Source organism: Frigoribacterium sp. AC394 (genome assembly GCF_979258095.1).
Window position 1 is genome coordinate 1,986,088 of record NZ_OZ409834.1, and the last position, 16,116, is coordinate 2,002,203.

Below are 16,116 nucleotides of genomic sequence, written 5' to 3' on the forward strand. Positions count from 1 at the left end.
AGGGTACTTCGTCCGGTGCGATGCTCGCCTGAGCTACCGGCGCATCCTGTCCGTCGAGAACTCCGGGGTCGCGAAGTCGCCGCCCTGGGGCACGCTCGGGTCGATCGGCGCGACGGGGCCACGCTGCCCCGCGTCGTCGAGGGGCGCGAAGCCCACGGCGGCGCCGGCGTCGAGGCTCCACCAGCGCTCCGCATTGGCCGACACCGCGTAGAACACCGCGGTGTGCTCCGCCGTGGTCATCGCGGCGACGAACGCGCGAAGCCCGTCGGCCGGGCTGAGCCAGGTGCGCTGCGTGCGCGGGGAGTCGGGCCGCTCTTCGTAGGTGCCGATCCGCACGGAGATCGTGCTGAGATCGAACTTGTCGGCGTACAACCGGCACAGGGCCTCGCCCGCCACCTTCGAGACGCCGTAGAAGCCGTCGGGTCGCGGCGGCATCGAGGGATCGACGAGGGTGCCGGCGGGGTAGGACCCGGTCAGACGGTTGCTGCTCGCGTAGACCACACGCGGAACCCCGGCCCGCCGCGCGGCCTCGAGCACGTGATACGTGCCCACGATGTTGACGTCGGCCAGGTCGTGGAAGTCGGCCTCGTCGGGGATGCCCCCGAGGTGGATGACGCCGTCGGCCCCCGCGAACGACTCGACCAGCGCCTCCAGATCGGCCAGCTCGGCGATCACGACGTGGTCGCGCGCCCCCACCGGCGCCATCGGCGCGCGATCGGTCGAGACGAGCTCGACCCCCTGCTCGTGGAGCGCGACCCGGAGGGCGGAGCCGATCGTGCCCGCCGCGCCCGTGATCACCCAGCGACTGCCTGCGATGTCCGTCATGATCGGATGCTATTGCCCGCCGGTGTCATCCCGGGTCAAGCGCCGCACGCTCGAGGCGTCGACCGTCAAATGCCTCTTTGGGGGTCGGTCGCTGCGGGTGTCGGGGGCGGCGTCTACCATCGCCGCATGCCCGATCCCGCCCCGACGCCCGACCAGGCCGGGGCTCCGATCGAGACGACGTACCGTCCGAGCGAGCACGTCGACGTGCGGGCGACGCTCCGACCGCTGTCACGCGGTTCGGGCGACCCCGCGTTCCGGGTGGTCGGCGGCGCCCTGTGGCGTGCCGTGCGGGCGCCGACCGGCCCCGCGACGCTCCGCCTCGAGTCGACGACCGACGGCATCCGCGCCCACGCCTGGGGCCCGGGCGCCGACTGGGTCGTCGAGGCCGTCCCCGAGATGCTCGGTCGCGGCGACGACTGGTCGGGTCTCGACGTCGCCGACAACGCGTTCCTGCGCGATGCCCGCCACCGCCTCCCCGGGCTCCGCCTGACGCGCACCAACCAGGTCGTGCAGATGCTCGTGCCCGCCGTGCTCGAGCAGAAGGTGACGAGTCGCGAGGCCTGGCGGGCCTGGCGCGACCTCGTGCGCCGACACGGCGAGCCGGCGCCCGGGCCCGCGCCCGACGGGCTCGTCGTGCCGCCCGACGCCGCGGGGTGGCGGCGGATCCCGAGCTGGGAGTGGCACCGCGCCGGGGTCGGCCCGCAGCGATCCGACACCGTGATGCGGGTCTGCGCCGTCGCGCCGTCGCTCGAGAAGACGCTGACGCTCGGTCGCGGCGGACCGGAGGTCGAGAGGCGGCTGCGATCGATCCCCGGCATCGGCGTGTGGACGGCCGCCGAGACGATGCAGCGGGCCCACGGCGACGCCGACAGCCCGAGCGTCGGCGACTACCACCTCCCGGCGCTCGTCGGCTGGGCCCTGATCGGGAGACCCGTCGACGACGACGGCATGCTCGAACTGCTCGAACCGTGGCGCGGTCACCGCGAGCGGGTCATGCGGCTCATCTCGGCCAGCGGGTTCTCGAAGCCGAAGTTCGGCCCGCGGATGACCATCCAGGACCACCGGTTCCACTGACGCCCCGCCGGGCGCGCGGGCAGGTCGACGCAGCGGCTCAGGCCGCCGGGCGGCCCGTCGGCGCGTCGGGCGACGCGTCGCCGCCGATCGCGTCGAGCACCCGATGGGAGAACGAGTGCAGCGCCGCGGCGTCCTGCCCGAGGGCCGCGACGAAGTACTCGCCGATGGCGGCGGTGTGACCGCGGGTCGCCGTCAGCATGGCGCGGCGGCCGTCGGCGGTGAGCTCGACCCAGGTGCCCCGGCCGTCCGTCGAGCAGTCCGACCGGCGCACGAGGTCGCGTCGTTCCATCCGCGTGACCTGATGGCTGACCCGGCTCTTCTCCCAGCCGATCTGCTCGGCGATGTCACGGACCCGGAGGCGCCGGTCGGCACTGCGACCGAGCCCCACCAGGATCTCGTACTCGGCCGCCGACACGCCCGACTGCGTGTGCAGTCGGAAGCTCCAGCGCGCGATCGAGACGTCGACGCATGGCGTAGAACGCATCCCAGACGGCCCACTCGTCGTCGGTCAGTTCGTGGGCCATTCGCCCAGTGTAGAGACGGTGGTCCGGCATATCCTCGGGCCATGTCCGATGTGAACGCCGCCGAACTCACGCAGCAGACCGTCGAGACCGCCGGGCGGTGGCGCCGGGCCGTGAGAGACGCCCCGGCCGAGGCGTCGGCGACCCGTCTCGCCCGCGTCGCGCGAGACGCCGAGGGCCTCGAGTTCACCGCCGCGTTCGTCGACGGCGTCGTGCTCGTCGACGACCACGCCGTCGCGGCACGTCGCCTCGACCAGCTCAGCCGGGCGATGCCCGACTCCCTGCCCTGGCACCTGCGGGCCGCCGTCTCGACCGGGGGCGGATTCGGCCCCCTCGCGCCGCGGGCCGTGATGCCCGTCGCACGCCGGGCGTTCCGGCGCCTGGTCGAGCACCTCGTCGTCGACGAGAGCCCCGACAAGCTCGGCGCGCACCTGTCCGCCCTCGCGTCCGACGGCTCGCGACCGAACCTCGCCCCGCTCGGCGAGCCCGTCATCGGCCCGGCCGGGGCCGACCGCCGCCTCGCGCGGCTGCGCGACCTGGTCGCCCGCGACGACGTGCACCACGTCTCGGTCTCGCTGCGCGACGTCGGCGGCCCCTTCGGCCCGTGGGCCCTCGACGAGACCGCCGCGGCCCTGGTCGCCCGGCTGACCCCGGTCTACGAGCTCGCGCTCGCCGGCCGGGCGCCGACGCTGATCGACCTCGACATGGGGCGGCGCGGTGAACTCGACCTGACCGTCGACGTCTTCACGCGCCTCCTCGACCAGCCCTCGCTGCGCCGCCTCGAGGCCGGGATCGCGCTGCAGGCCTACCTGCCCGACGCCCTGGCGACACTCGAGCTGCTCACCGACTGGGCACGGCAGCGGGTCGCCGACGGCGGGGCCCCGATCCGCATCCGACTCGTCAAGGGCGCGAACCTCGCCGCCGAGGCCGTCGACGCGTCCCGTCACGCGCGCCCCGCGCCGACCCTGCCCACGAAGGCCGCGACCGACGCGTCGTACCGGCGTCTGCTCGAGCACGCCCTGAGACCCGAGAACGCCGCGGTGGCGCACGTCGGCGTCGCGACGCACAGTCTGCTCGACCTCGCCCACGCCTGGACCCTCGCGCAGCGGCACGACGTCGTACCCCACGTCGTCTTCGAGGCCGTGCACGGGCTGGCGCCGGCGCAGACCCGCGCGGTCGCCGCCGAGGTCGGCGGCATGGCGATCTACACGCCCATCGCACCGCCGGAGGAGTTCGACGCCGCGATCGGCGGACTGGTGCGGGGGCTCATCGGCGGCCCCGTCGGCGTCGACCCGGCCGACGGGCCCGGGTTCGAGCGCGAGGTCGCCGCCTACCGTCGGTCGGTCGCGCCCGCGGCCGCGGCGGGGGCCGAGAGCGCGCCCGCCGGCGACTCCGCGGCGGGTGGGCCCGCTGATCCGACCTCCGGCGTCGAGTCGGGCACCGGGTTCGTCAACACCCCCGACGCCGACCCGGCACTCGACCTCGCTCGGGCCTGGGGTCGGCGCATCCTCGTCGCCGCGCAGACGTCCGAGCTCGGTCTCGCGCAGATCGACGGCGCACGGGTGCCCGATCACAGTCGGCTCGAGGAGACCGTCGCCCGCACCGTCCAGGCCGGAGTCGCCTGGGGCCGCCGCGACCACGCCGAGCGCGCCGCGCTGCTCGACGCCGTCGCCGCCCGGCTCGACTCCCACCGAGCCCGCCTGATCGAGGTGCAGATAAGCGAGACGGGCGCGACGCTCAGTGAGGCGGCACTCGACGTCGGCGCGGCGGTCGACGCCGCCCGGTGGCACGCGGTGCTCGCCCGCGGTCTGGGCGACGTCCGCGGGGCCCGCTACGCGCCTCCTCGGCTCACCGTCGTCGTGCCGACGGCCGACTCCGCCGTCTCGACCCTGGTCGGCTCGGTGTCCGCGGCGCTCGCGGCGGGCAGCGGCGTCGTCGTCCGCCCCGCGCCCGAGGCGTGCCGCACCGCCTCGGTGGTCGCCGACCTGCTCCGCTCGGCCGGCGTGCCCGCCGAGCTCGTCGTGACGGCGATCGTCGACGACCTCGGGCTGGCGCACGATCTGCTCGTGCACCCGGCCGTCGACCGCGTCGTGCTGCACGGCCCGTTCGAGACCGCGGCGGGCGTCCGTTCCTTCCGGGGCGACCGCGAGCTCTGGGCCGAGACGCCCGGGCTCAACTCCGTCGTCGTCGCCGAGACCGCCGACCTCGACCGAGCCGCCGTCGACGTCGTGGCCGGCGCGTTCGCCCACGCCGGTCAGGCGCCCTGGGCCGCCCGGCTCGTCGTCGTCGTGGGGTCGAGGTCACGGGCCGCCGGCTTCCGTCGTCGTCTGGTCGACGCGGTCGCCGCGCTGCGGGTCGGCCGGCCCGACGCCGCCACCACCGACGTCGGGCCGCTGATCGCTCCCGCCGAGGGGCCGCTGCTCGCCGCCCTCACCGAGCTCGACCCCGGTGAATCCTGGCTCGTCGCGCCCGAACGGCTCGACGACGACGGCGTGCTGTGGCGGCCCGGCATCCGAGACGGCGTGCGCCTGGGCGGCGCCTTCACCCGCCCCATGCCGGGCGGGCCCGTGCTCGGACTCGTGCACGTCGACACCTTCGCCGAGGCGGTCGACCTCCAGAGCGCGCTCGAGCGCTCGTCGACGGCCGGGTTGCATTCGCTCGACGTCGACGAGGTCGAGCAGTGGCTCGAGGCCCTCGACGTCGGCTCGCTCGTGGTGAACCGCGCGGTCGCCGGACCCCGGGCGGGTCGGAGCCCCTCCGTCGGGCGCCGTCGGGCGTCGGTCGGGCGGACCACCGCCGCAGGAGGCGCTCACACCGTCATCGCGCAGGGCGCCTGGTCGAGAACGGCCCGGTCGCTCGAGAAGTCGTTGCAGCTCGACGGCGTCTCCGAGCGGGTGGTCCGCCTGATCGAGGCCGCCCGTGCGAACCTCTCCTTCGAGGAGTTCGACCGCATCCGCGCCGCGGCCCGCAGCGACGAACGCGCCTGGCGAGACGTCTTCGGCGCCTCGCGGGCCCTCGGCGGCCTCGAGGTCGAGCGCACCGTGCTGCGTCACCGCCCCGCGTCGGTCGTGCTGCGGCTCGCGTCGGGCGGCGACCCCGTCGATCTCGTCCGTCTCCTCGCCGCGGCCACCCGGGCGGAGGCGCGCATCGACCTCAGCACCGCCCTACCGCTGCCCGCGGCGCTCCACCTGCTGATCACGTCTCCGCAGTCGCCCGTCGCCGTGGGGGCCGTGATCGTCGAGAGCGACGAGGCCTTCTTCGACCGTGCCGCCGTCGGGTCGCTGCAGCAGATCGACGACGTCGACGACCCCGCGATCGATCTCGGCATGACTCCCTCCGCCGCCCAGCGCCGTCGTGTGGCGGACTACCGCGGGCTGCGCATCCGTCTCGTCGGCCGGGGGCGGACCGAGCTCTCGTCCGCCGTCGGGCACAGCGCCGACGTCGCCATCTGGACGGGTGAGGTCACCGACGAGGGCCGGGTCGAGCTGCTCCCCTTCGTGCACGAGCAGACGGTCACGGTCGCCGCCCACCGCGACGGGCGACCCGAGGCGGCCCTCCGCGACCTGCGGCTCTGACGCGGGTGCGGGTGCGGGCGCCGGCGCGGGCTCGGGCGCGGGCGCGGGCGCAAGTCGCGCCCGAGCCCGCGCGCTAGCTCGCGCCCGCGCGCTAGCTCGCGCCCGCGCGCTAGCTCGCGCCCGCGCGCGGGTTGGGTCGCGCCCGCGCCTCAGCCCGCGCCCCCGCCCCGCTCGCGGCTCGAGTGGTCAGAAGATGTTCTTCGTGGCCTCGCGAAGGACATCTTCTGACCACTCGACGCGGTGCGCGCGGTGCCCGGTCGGGCTCGGTGGTCAGTAGTCGCCCTTCGTGGGTTCGCGAAGGGCGCTTTCTGACCATTCAGGCGCGACGCGCAGCGATCGGCGCTCGGTCACGTGAGGTCGGGCGCGCCCGGGCTCGAGTGGTCAGAAGATGTTCTTCGTGGCCTCGCGAAAGGCATCTTCTGACCACTCGACGCGGTGCGCGCGGTTCCCGGTCGGGCTCGGTGGTCAGTAGTCGCCCTTCGTGGGTTCGCGAAGGGCGCTTTCTGACCATTCAGGCGCGACGCGCAGGGCTCGGCGCTCGGTCACGTGAGGTCGGGCGCGCCCGCGCTCGAGTGGTCAGAAGATGTTCTTCGGGGCCTCGCGAAGGGCATCTTCTGACCACTCGACGCCGCGCGCCGCGCGCGCGCCGCGCGCCGCGCCCGCCGCGCTCAGGCGGGGTGGCGGCTGATCAGCTTCGACAGGACGATCGCGCTGCGGGTGTGATCGACGTTGGGGGCGTTGCGGACGCGTTCGAGCGCCTCCTCGAGCGACGGGATGTCGCGGCTGCGCATGTGCACGATGGCGTCGGCGCTGCCCGTGACGGTGCCGGCGTCGACGACCTCGGGCACCGTGCTGAGGATCCGCTGCAGCTCCTGCGGCGACACCGTCCCCCGGCAGAACAGCTCGACGTACGCCTCGGTGCCCAGGCCGTCCACCGTCGGGTCGACCTGCACCGTGAAGCCCTTGATGACGCCGTCCGCGACGAGCCGGTCGACGCGTCGCTTCACCGCCGAGGCGCTCAGCCCCACCGACGCCCCGATGTCGCCGTAGCCGGCACGGGCGTTCTGGCGCAGCAGGTCGATGATGCCGAAGTCGAGATTGTCCACCCCGAGACCCTACGGCAACTAGTTGCGTCATCAAGGCCCACGACGCACATTCGTTGCGTCGCCGACCGGCCTCCTGCGCCCGGTGCGTGTGACACTGGCATCCGTGAGCATCACGAGCGACTCCGTGGACACCGCCGGAGACCCCCAGCCCCCGATCACCCGTCGAGCCACCCCGCGCACGGTGCTGATGTGCCGACCCGACCACTTCACCGTGAGCTACAAGATCAACCCCTGGATGGACCCCGCGGCGCCCACCGACACCGCGAAGGCGGTGGCGCAGTGGCAGGTGCTCTACGACACCTACGTCGGCCTCGGTCACGACGTGCACCTGATCGACCCGATCGACGGCCTGCCCGACATGGTCTATGCGGCGAACGGCGGATTCGTCGTCGACGGCAAGGCCTACGGCGCCCTGTTCACCTACCCCGAGCGCCAGCCCGAGGGCCCCGCCTACATGGACTGGTTCCGTGAGGCCGGCTTCGACGTCGCCGTGCCCGACGAGATCAACGAGGGCGAGGGCGACCTGCTCCTCGTCGGCGACGTCGTGCTGGCCGGCACCGGGTTCCGCACCTCGACCCGCTCGCACGATGAGGTCGCACGGGTCTTCGGACGCGAGGTCGTCGGGCTGACCCTCGTGAACCCCGCGTTCTATCACCTCGACACGGCCATCGCGGTGCTCGACCCCGAGCCCGTCGACGGTCGCCAGAACATCGCCTATCTCGAGAGCGCCTTCGACGCGGCCTCGCTCGAGGTGCTACGCGAGCGGTTCCCCGACGCGATCCTCGTCGACGAGGACGACGCCGCCATCCTGGGGCTCAACTCGTACAGCGACGGCTACAACGTCGTCATCGCCGCCCGGGCGACGGGCTTCGAGCGTCAGCTGCGCGAGCGGGGCTACAACCCGATCGGCGTCGACCTCTCCGAGCTGCTGCTGGGTGGCGGCGGGGTGAAGTGCTGCACCCTCGATCTGCGACGCTGACGGTCGACCCGACCCGCGCCTCCTCGGCGGTCGCCGCTCAGCCGCGACCGTCGGGGCGGACGAACAGGTAGACGACGCTGCGACCCGTGCGGTGCTCTTGCGCGAGGTCGTAGCCGAAGCCGCCGAGGGTGTTCAGGTCGGGGTCGTCGAGCGCATCGATCTGCAGCCGCCCGATCCACAGGCGGTCGACGTCGGTCAGGCGCTCCTGCAGCTCGGAGCGCTGCGTCTCGTCGTCGAGGCCGAGCGTCACGTCGGTGAAGCGGCCCTCGGCGGCGCCCGACCGGACGAACGCGACGTCGTCGAGCCCGTCGAACCGGTCGGGGTACGCGTAGAACGCCTGGCGGGGCCGGGTCGACACCGTGCCCGAGGCGTCGAGCACGAACGCGTCGCCGGGCCGGGCCTGCTGCTCGATGTAGCCGGCGATCTGACGCAGGTCGGCCGCACCGCCCTTGCCCGTCGGCTGTCGCTGCAGCACCCAGGTCGGGGCGGAGGCGACGACGAGCAGGGTGATCAGCGCGATGCTGACCCACCGGCGCCGGAACCCCGTGATCGCCACGCTCAGCAGCAGGCACATGCCCGGCGCCGCGAACACGACGAGGCGCGCCTGGAAGACCGGTTCGAGCGCGAGACCGGCGATCAGCAGCAGGCCCACCGGCAGCACGACCCAGAGGGCTCCGAGCAGCACGACGCTGCCCGGGGTCCGTGCCCGGTCGCGCAACCGCGTGCCGAGCAGGATGAGCAGCACCAGGCCGATCACCGCGTACGCGATCGACGTCGCGAACCACGGCTCGACGAGCACCGTCCACCAGGTGATGTCGGCCCCGGTCGAGGGGTCGTCCGAGCCGAGCAGTCGGTTGCGCTCGCTCAGCACCGTGCCGATCATCGGCGCCGTCGCCAGCAGCGCGGCCCCGGTCGAGAGCGACCAGCCGAGGAGGCGGTGGCGGGCTCCCCGACGCCGGCGCTGAGCCGGTGCCAACGCGAGGAACACGCCGTGCACCACGACCATCAGGGCGAGCGGGACGAACGTCGCGATGGACGCGGCGAGACCCGCGCCGTACGCGAGCCACCACCACCAGCTCTGACGCCGAGACGCGACGAGCACGAGCACGGTGATCCAGACGGCGAGGGCGGCGGTGAGGGCGTACGGCCGGGCCTCGATGGCCTCGAGCGTCAGGCGCGGCAGCACCGCGTAGACGACGGCGGCGAGCACGGCCGTCATGCGGCTGGTCAGCATGCGGACCAGCACGAGCACGCCCGCGGCCCCGAGACCGGTGAACAGGACCCCCGGGAGGCGCGTGGCGAACTCGCTCTCGCCCATCACGCCGATCCAGGCGTGCATCATCAGGTAGTAGACGCTGTGCACCGCGTCGCGCTGACCCAGGAACGCGATCAGGTCGGGCAGCGGCATGCGGGCGGCGATCAGGGTGGTCGCCTCGTCGCTCCAGTACGAGGGGATCCAGCTGCCGACACCGGCGACCACGAACGCCAGGAGACCGGCCAGCAGCGGGTCGAGCCAGCGGTGGCGCGGATGCGCGACGCCGGGGTCGTGGCCGATGCTCACACGACCTCGCAGCGGCCGGCGCGACGACCGCGCCCGAGGACCGGCAGTGATCCGATACCCGGCAGTGATGCGATACCCGGCTTAAAGACGACAGGCCCCGCCGAGACGGGACCTTGAGTGGCTGGACACGGCATCGATCCGTGGACCTTTCGATTTTCAGTCGAACGCTCTACCAACTGAGCTACCCAGCCGTGGGGGCCTGATCGAACAGGTGCTTCGACTCTCTGGCCCACCGGGAGGGACTGGCCCTCCAGACGAGAAACTCGCCTTGGCGACCCTGACCGGACTTGAACCGGCGACCTCCGCCGTGACAGGGCGGCGCGCTAACCAACTGCGCTACAGGGCCAAACAATTGCTACTTATACTAACCGGACTCTTGATCGTTGCCGAACCAGTGACCCCAACGGGATTCGAACCCGTGCTGCCGCCGTGAAAGGGCGGTGTCCTAGGCCACTAAACGATGGGGCCGTGTGTTCCGAAGAGCACAGAGCAACCGAGAGACGAGCATACGGACCAGGCGGCGTTAATGCAAAACGTGGTCGGTGATCGCCCGAGCGCGGCCGGCGGCTGCCACCACCGACCGGGACGTCGCTCCGGCGTGTCACCCCCCGGACGGGTCGGGCGCCGTTAGTTTCGACCTGCGCTTGAAGGTCTGAGGGGCCGCAGGCGGCGTCACCCTGTTCTCGAACGAATCGATCCTGCATGAGTCTCTTCCGCCTCCTCGGCCGCTCCGGTGCGTCGCGCCCCGCTGCCTCGACCCGTCGCCCTCGTCGCGCGACCGCCGTGGCCGTCGCCTTCGCTCTGGTCGCGGGCGTCGGCGTCGGCGTGACGAGCGGGCCCGTCGAATCGGCTCAGGCGGCGAGCTACCCGTCGTGGTCGGACGTGGAGAAGGCGCGGGGCGACGAGGCCGCGAAGGTCGCCGAGATCAAGCGGCTCGAGAAGATCCTCGACCAGATGACGAAGGACCTCGACCGGAAGAACGCCGACGCGAAGAAGAAGGGCGACATCCTGCAGAAGGCGCAGACCGCCTTCGACGAAGCGCAGTTCAAGACGCAGCAGCTGCGCGATCAGGCCGACTCGGCGGCGACCGTTGCCGCCGCCAGCGAGGAGCGCGCGGGGCAGCTCGCCGCGCAGCTCGGCCGCTCGGGCGGCAACGGCAACGACATGACCGGCACCCTGATCGCCGACCCGGGCGACGCGGGCGAGCTGCTCTACAAGCTCGGCGCGATGACCAAGCTGACCGAGCAGGCCGACGGCATCTACTCGCAGGCCACGCAGGATCGCAACACGGCGCAGTCGCTGACCGACCAGGCCGCGGTGGCCGAGGAGGCGCTGGGCGAGTTGGCCGCGAAGGCCCAGGCCGCGCTCGAGGTCGCCAACGAGGCCGCCAAGGCCGCCGCCGACTCGCTCGCCGAGCAGCAGGAGAACGGCGCCCGCCTCCAGGCCCAGCTGACCTCGCTCAAGACGAACACGAAGACGACCGAGAAGCAGTTCCTGAAGGGCGAGGCCGAGCGCAAGAAGAAGGAGGCCGAGGCCGCGGCCCGCGCCGCCCGTCTCGGCAGCCCGACCTCGGGCACCCCGGTGGGCGTCACGTCGAGCTTCGGCTGGACGCGGCCGTCGGGCGGGAACGTCGTGAGCGGATTCGGCATGCGCGTGAACCCGGTCACCGGCGCCTACATCCTGCACGCGGGCACCGACCTGGCCGCCGCCTGCAACACCCCGATCTTCGCCGCCACGGCCGGCACCGTCGTCTACGCCGGCTGGTACGGCGGCTACGGCAATTACGTGCTGATCGATCACGGCAACGGCATCACGACGGCCTACGGTCACCAGCCCGACGGCGGCATCATGGTCGGCGTCGGCCAGCGGGTCGCGCTCGGCCAGCAGATCGGGCACGTCGGCTCGACCGGCAACTCGACGGGCTGCCACCTGCACTTCGAGACCCGTATCAACGGCACGGCCGCCAACCCGGTCGCCTTCATGGCGCAGCGCGGCATCACGCTGTAGCGGGGAGACGAAAGAGAAGGGGCCCTGCGCGTGATCGCGCGGGGCCCCTTCTGCGTGCTGCGGGCGGAGGTCAGTGACCCTCGTCGGCCAGCTTCTTGATGCCGGCCTCGACGATGGCCTCGGCCTCGGCGGCGTCGCCCCAGCCCTCGGTCTTGACCCACTTGCCGGGCTCGAGGTCCTTGTAGTGCTCGAAGAAGTGCTCGATCTCCTTGCGGAGGTACTCGGGCACGTCCGAGATGTCCTGGATGTGCTCCCAGCGCGGGTCCTTCGCGGGCACCGCGATGACCTTGGCGTCGCTGCCGCCGTCGTCGGTCATGTTGAACACGCCCACGGGGCGCACCTTCACGCCCACACCCGGGAACAGCGGGTAGTCGAGCAGCACCAGCACGTCGACGGGGTCGCCGTCGAGCCCGAGGGTGTTCTCGAAGAACCCGTAGTCGGTCGGGTAGACGAAGCCCGTGAAGAGCACGCGGTCGAGGTAGACGCGACCGGTCTCGTGGTCGACCTCGTACTTGTTGCGGCTTCCCTTGGGGATCTCGATCACGGCGTCGTACGCGGCCATGGGTGCTCCTGGTTCAGTTCGGGGGGCGTGCCGACCGGGCCGGTCGACGGCTTCGCTAACGTTACAAGATGCCCGCCGAGCACCGTCCGACCCGTCCGCGCCTGACCCCGGCCATGGCCGACGTCCGCCGGGCCGTCCGCGCCTCGCTCGAGGGGCTGCCCGCCGACTCCCTCGTGCTCGTCGCTCTCAGCGGCGGAGCCGACTCGCTCGCGCTCGCCGCCGCGACCGCCTTCGAGGCCCCCCGCGCCGGTCTCCGCGCCGGGGCCGTCGTCGTCGACCATGCGCTGCAGGCGGGCTCCGCCGAGATCGCCACCCGCGCCTCCTCGGCCGCGATCGCGCTCGGGCTCGCCCCCGTCGAGATCCGCCGGGTCGAGGTCGGCACCGACGGCGGGCCCGAGGCGGCAGCCAGGGAGGCGCGCTACCGGTCGCTCGACCGGGTCGCCACCGAGACCGGTGCGGTCGCCGTGCTGCTCGGCCACACGCTCGACGATCAGGCCGAGACCGTGCTGCTCGGGCTGGCGCGGGGGAGCGGCCCGGTGAGCCTCCAGGGCATGGAGCCCGTCACGGGGCGGTGGCGACGACCGCTGCTGGGGGTGCGTCGGGAGACGACCCGCGCCTCCTGCGCCGATCTCGGGCTCGATCCGTGGGACGACCCGCACAACGACGACCCCGCCTACGCCCGCGTGCGGGTGCGGCGGTCCGTGCTGCCGGTGCTCGAACGCGAGCTCGGACCCGGGGTCGCCGAGGCGCTCGTCCGCACGGCCGCTCAGCTGCGAGAGGACAACGACGCGCTCGACCACTTCGCGCTCGAGCAGGCCGAAGAGGTGGCGGATCACGCCGAGGCCGGCATCTCGCTCGACGTCCGGTCGTTGGCGGCGAACCCCGCGGCGCTGCGGCAGCGGCTCATCCGGCTGGCCGTCGCGAGCGAGTTCGCCGTCACGCTCAGTCGCGCACAGACCCTCGAGGTCGCCCGGCTCGTGACCGACTGGCACGGGCAGGGACCCGTGTCGTTGCCGGGCGTTACAGTGATACGCACCGGAGGCGCGCTGCACTTCGCCGCGACCGGCGCCTCCTGAGATCCCCGCCACCACCCCCTCACACCTCACCTCTGGAGCGACAGCCCGCCATGGAACTCAGCGACATCGAGAGCGACCTCACCTCCGTCCTCTACACGGAAGAGCAGATCCACGCGAAGATCGCCGAGATCGCCCGCCGGGTCGAGGCCGACTACGCCGGGCGCGACCCGCTGCTGGTCGGGGTGCTGAAGGGCGCCGTCATGGTGATGGCCGACTTCTCGCGCGAACTCAAGATGAGCGCCGCGATGGACTGGATGGCCGTCTCGTCGTACGGCTCGGGCACGAAGTCCTCGGGTGTCGTGCGCATCCTGAAAGACCTCGACACCGACCTGCTCGGTCGCGACGTCATCATCGTCGAGGACATCATCGACTCCGGGCTGACCCTGTCGTGGCTGCTCGAGAACCTGCGCACCCGCGGCGCCGCGTCGGTCGAGATCTTCGCCCTGCTGCGCAAGCCCGAGGCGGCGAAGGTCGACGTCGACGTCAAGTACGTCGGGTTCGAGATCCCCAACGACTTCGTGGTCGGCTACGGCCTCGACTTCGACGAGCGGTACCGCAACCTGCGCGGCGTCGGCGTGCTCGCGCCGCACGTCTACAGCTAGGCCCTCGCGGGAGGCGCGGGTCGGCCGGGCGGGCAGGGGCCGGGGCCCGCATTAGGCCCACGGCGAACACCCATGAGGCGCATAGGGCGCTCGATGTAACCTTCTGCTCATCTTCTCCCTGCAGAAAGGCGTCGGGCTCCGCCCGTACTGACATGGACTTCAAGAAACTCTTCCGCGGCCCGATCATCTACATCGTGATCGCCGTGATCGGCATCGGCATCGGGTGGAGCGTCATCAGCTCCGGGAGCACGACGCAGGTGTCGACCCAGAAGGGCCTCGCCTCGATCAGCGCCGGCGACGTCAAGTCGGCCACGATCTTCAGCAACGAGCAGCGCGTCGACCTCGTGTTGAAAGACGGCGACAAGCAGGAGCAGTTCTACTACGCGACGCCGCGTGGTGAAGAGGTCGTCACGGCCATCACCGACGCCGACCTCGAGAACTTCGACGACACCGTCACGCAGAGCAACTGGCTCGTGTCGCTGCTCGGCATCCTGCTGCCCTTCCTGATCATCGGCGTGATCTTCTGGTTCCTCCTGTCGTCCATGCAGGGAGGCGGCAGCAAGGTCATGCAGTTCGGCAAGTCGAAGGCGAAGCTGAACTCGAAAGAGACCCCGCAGGTCATGTTCACCGACGTCGCCGGCGCCGACGAGGCGATCGAGGAGCTGGAGGAGATCAAGGAGTTCCTGAAGGAGCCCGCGAAGTTCCAGGCCGTCGGGGCGCGCATCCCCAAGGGCGTGCTGCTCTACGGCCCTCCCGGCACCGGTAAGACCCTGCTCGCCCGCGCCGTCGCCGGCGAGGCCGGGGTGCCGTTCTTCTCGATCTCCGGCTCGGACTTCGTCGAGATGTTCGTCGGAGTCGGCGCCAGCCGCGTCCGCGACCTGTTCGAGCAGGCCAAGCAGAACTCGCCCGCGATCATCTTCGTCGACGAGATCGACGCCGTCGGTCGTCACCGCGGCGCCGGCGTCGGCGGCGGCAACGACGAGCGCGAGCAGACGCTCAACCAGCTGCTCGTCGAGATGGACGGCTTCGACGTCAAGACCAACGTCATCCTCATCGCGGCCACCAACCGGCCCGACGTGCTCGACCCCGCCCTGCTGCGCCCCGGTCGCTTCGACCGCCAGATCGGCGTCGACGCCCCCGGTCTCGACGGTCGCAAGCAGATCCTCGAGGTGCACGGCAAGGGCAAGCCCCTCGCCGCGTCGGTCAACCTCGAGGTGCTGGCCCGCAAGACGCCCGGCTTCACGGGTGCCGACCTGGCCAACGTGCTGAACGAGGCCGCGCTGCTGACGGCGCGCTCCAACGCGCAGCTGATCGACAACCGCGCCCTCGACGAGGCCGTCGACCGCGTGATGGCCGGCCCGCAGCGCCGCAGCCGCATCATGAACGACCACGAGAAGCTCATCACCGCTTACCACGAGGGTGGTCACGCCCTCGCCGCCGCCGCGATGCGTCACACCGACCCGGTCACGAAGGTGACGATCCTGCCGCGTGGTCGTGCCCTCGGCTACACGATGGTGCTGCCCCTCGAAGACAAGTACTCGGTCACCCGCAACGAGCTGCTCGACCAGCTCACCTACGCCATGGGCGGTCGCGTCGCCGAAGAGATCGTGTTCCACGACCCGACCACCGGTGCGTCGAACGACATCGAGAAGGCGACCGGCACGGCCCGCAAGATGGTCACCGAGTACGGCATGAGCAACAAGGTCGGGTCGGTCAAGCTCGGCCAGGGCTCGGGCGAGCAGTTCATGGGCCGCGACATGGGTCAGCGCGACTACTCGGAGAACATCGCCGAGACGGTCGACGCCGAGGTCCGCGTGCTGCTCGAGCAGGCGCACGACGAGGCGTGGCAGGTCATCAACGACAACCGCGACGTGCTCGACGAGCTGGCCGCCGTGCTGCTCGAGAAGGAGACCCTCGACCACGACGAGCTCGCCGAGATCTTCAAGGACGTCCGCAAGCTGCCCGAGCGCCCGCAGTGGCTCTCGAGCGACAAGCGGCCCGTCTCCGACCGACCCGCGATCCCGATGCCCACCAAGGCGCCGGTCGACGCGGCCGCGGTCGACGGCGGCGTCGGCTCCGAGCCCGAGGCCGACAGCTCGTCGAGTCGTCAGCGCCCGCCGCGCACGACGCCCGGCATCGCCACGGCGTAACCGTCGAGCGGAGCGACCGCACCGGCTCGACGCCGTCGGTGCGGTCGCTACCCTGGAGCCCGACCCTGTTCGACCCCT

12 protein-coding genes and 3 tRNA genes are annotated in these 16,116 nt (G+C 72.1%); 7 read left to right on the forward strand and 8 right to left on the reverse strand.

What is annotated here, in order from left to right; genetic code table 11:
- Positions 1–33: 33 nt before the first annotated feature.
- On the reverse strand, positions 34–825 hold the full coding sequence (locus ACZZY9_RS09205; protein WP_463463860.1) for an NAD-dependent epimerase/dehydratase family protein: 792 nt from the start codon (positions 823–825) through the stop codon (positions 34–36).
- Between the two features lie 126 nt (positions 826–951).
- Here ACZZY9_RS09205 and ACZZY9_RS09210 point away from each other — a divergent pair, with 126 nt between their 5' ends.
- Positions 952–1,899 (forward strand): DNA-3-methyladenine glycosylase family protein, encoded by a 948-nt coding sequence (locus ACZZY9_RS09210; RefSeq protein WP_463463861.1) that lies wholly within the window; start codon positions 952–954, stop codon positions 1,897–1,899.
- 37 nt (positions 1,900–1,936) lie between these two features.
- Here ACZZY9_RS09210 and ACZZY9_RS09215 read toward each other — a convergent pair whose 3' ends face one another.
- Entirely contained in the window at positions 1,937–2,383 is a 447-nt protein-coding gene (locus ACZZY9_RS09215) for a MarR family winged helix-turn-helix transcriptional regulator (RefSeq protein ID WP_463463862.1), read from the reverse strand.
- A gap of 81 nt (positions 2,384–2,464) precedes the next feature.
- On the opposite strand from ACZZY9_RS09215, the gene ACZZY9_RS09220 reads away from it, so the two are divergent.
- Entirely contained in the window at positions 2,465–5,995 is a 3,531-nt protein-coding gene (locus tag ACZZY9_RS09220; protein ID WP_463463863.1) for a proline dehydrogenase family protein, read from the forward strand.
- A 668-nt stretch (positions 5,996–6,663) separates the two neighbouring features.
- Here the strand turns inward: ACZZY9_RS09220 and ACZZY9_RS09225 are convergent.
- A complete protein-coding gene (locus tag ACZZY9_RS09225) occupies positions 6,664–7,101 on the reverse strand; it encodes an Lrp/AsnC family transcriptional regulator (RefSeq protein WP_192061143.1) in 438 nt (145 codons plus the stop codon).
- A 124-nt stretch (positions 7,102–7,225) separates the two neighbouring features.
- On the opposite strand from ACZZY9_RS09225, the gene ddaH reads away from it, so the two are divergent.
- A complete protein-coding gene (gene ddaH, locus ACZZY9_RS09230; RefSeq protein ID WP_463464662.1) occupies positions 7,226–8,080 on the forward strand; it encodes a dimethylargininase in 855 nt (284 codons plus the stop codon).
- 37 nt (positions 8,081–8,117) lie between these two features.
- On the opposite strand, the gene ACZZY9_RS09235 is transcribed toward ddaH, so the two are convergent.
- From ACZZY9_RS09235 to ACZZY9_RS09250, 4 genes are all read right to left on the reverse strand, one after another.
- Positions 8,118–9,641, reverse strand: coding sequence for a glycosyltransferase family 39 protein (locus ACZZY9_RS09235; protein ID WP_463463864.1), 1,524 nt, complete (start codon positions 9,639–9,641; stop codon positions 8,118–8,120).
- Between the two features lie 118 nt (positions 9,642–9,759).
- Positions 9,760–9,832: transfer RNA gene (locus ACZZY9_RS09240), tRNA-Phe, on the reverse strand.
- Between the two features lie 78 nt (positions 9,833–9,910).
- Positions 9,911–9,987, reverse strand: a tRNA-Asp gene (locus tag ACZZY9_RS09245).
- A gap of 49 nt (positions 9,988–10,036) precedes the next feature.
- A tRNA-Glu gene (locus ACZZY9_RS09250) sits at positions 10,037–10,109 on the reverse strand.
- A gap of 234 nt (positions 10,110–10,343) precedes the next feature.
- Between ACZZY9_RS09250 and ACZZY9_RS09255 the strand changes: the two genes are divergently transcribed.
- Entirely contained in the window at positions 10,344–11,648 is a 1,305-nt protein-coding gene (locus tag ACZZY9_RS09255; protein ID WP_463463865.1) for a peptidoglycan DD-metalloendopeptidase family protein, read from the forward strand.
- 70 nt (positions 11,649–11,718) lie between these two features.
- On the opposite strand, the gene ppa is transcribed toward ACZZY9_RS09255, so the two are convergent.
- On the reverse strand, positions 11,719–12,210 hold the full coding sequence (ppa, locus tag ACZZY9_RS09260; protein ID WP_055799285.1) for an inorganic diphosphatase: 492 nt from the start codon (positions 12,208–12,210) through the stop codon (positions 11,719–11,721).
- 68 nt (positions 12,211–12,278) lie between these two features.
- Between ppa and tilS the strand changes: the two genes are divergently transcribed.
- The 3 genes from tilS to ftsH all read left to right on the forward strand — a co-directional run bounded on the left by tilS (position 12,279) and on the right by ftsH (position 16,038).
- Positions 12,279–13,286, forward strand: coding sequence for a tRNA lysidine(34) synthetase TilS (gene tilS / locus ACZZY9_RS09265; RefSeq protein ID WP_463463866.1), 1,008 nt, complete (start codon positions 12,279–12,281; stop codon positions 13,284–13,286).
- Positions 13,287–13,336: 50 nt separating this feature from the next.
- Positions 13,337–13,888 (forward strand): hypoxanthine phosphoribosyltransferase, encoded by a 552-nt coding sequence (gene hpt / locus ACZZY9_RS09270; protein WP_192061730.1) that lies wholly within the window; start codon positions 13,337–13,339, stop codon positions 13,886–13,888.
- A 152-nt stretch (positions 13,889–14,040) separates the two neighbouring features.
- Complete coding sequence (ftsH, locus tag ACZZY9_RS09275) at positions 14,041–16,038, forward strand: ATP-dependent zinc metalloprotease FtsH (RefSeq protein WP_243215841.1); 1,998 nt, start codon at positions 14,041–14,043, stop codon at positions 16,036–16,038.
- Positions 16,039–16,116: the final 78 nt, after the last annotated feature.

Excerpts from the sequence above, each read along its gene's own strand:
- ACZZY9_RS09215 (WP_463463862.1), bottom strand. The coding sequence starts at position 2,383 with ATGCGTTCTACGCCATGCGTCGACGTCTCGATCGCGCGCTGGAGCTTC.
- ACZZY9_RS09210 (WP_463463861.1), top strand. The coding sequence starts at position 952 with ATGCCCGATCCCGCCCCGACGCCCGACCAGGCCGGGGCTCCGATCGAG.
- ftsH (WP_243215841.1), top strand. The coding sequence starts at position 14,041 with ATGGACTTCAAGAAACTCTTCCGCGGCCCGATCATCTACATCGTGATC.
- ppa (WP_055799285.1), bottom strand. The coding sequence starts at position 12,210 with ATGGCCGCGTACGACGCCGTGATCGAGATCCCCAAGGGAAGCCGCAAC.
- ACZZY9_RS09220 (WP_463463863.1), top strand. The coding sequence starts at position 2,465 with ATGTCCGATGTGAACGCCGCCGAACTCACGCAGCAGACCGTCGAGACC.
- hpt (WP_192061730.1), top strand. The coding sequence starts at position 13,337 with ATGGAACTCAGCGACATCGAGAGCGACCTCACCTCCGTCCTCTACACG.
- ACZZY9_RS09205 (WP_463463860.1), bottom strand. The coding sequence starts at position 825 with ATGACGGACATCGCAGGCAGTCGCTGGGTGATCACGGGCGCGGCGGGC.
- tilS (WP_463463866.1), top strand. The coding sequence starts at position 12,279 with ATGCCCGCCGAGCACCGTCCGACCCGTCCGCGCCTGACCCCGGCCATG.
- ACZZY9_RS09255 (WP_463463865.1), top strand. The coding sequence starts at position 10,344 with ATGAGTCTCTTCCGCCTCCTCGGCCGCTCCGGTGCGTCGCGCCCCGCT.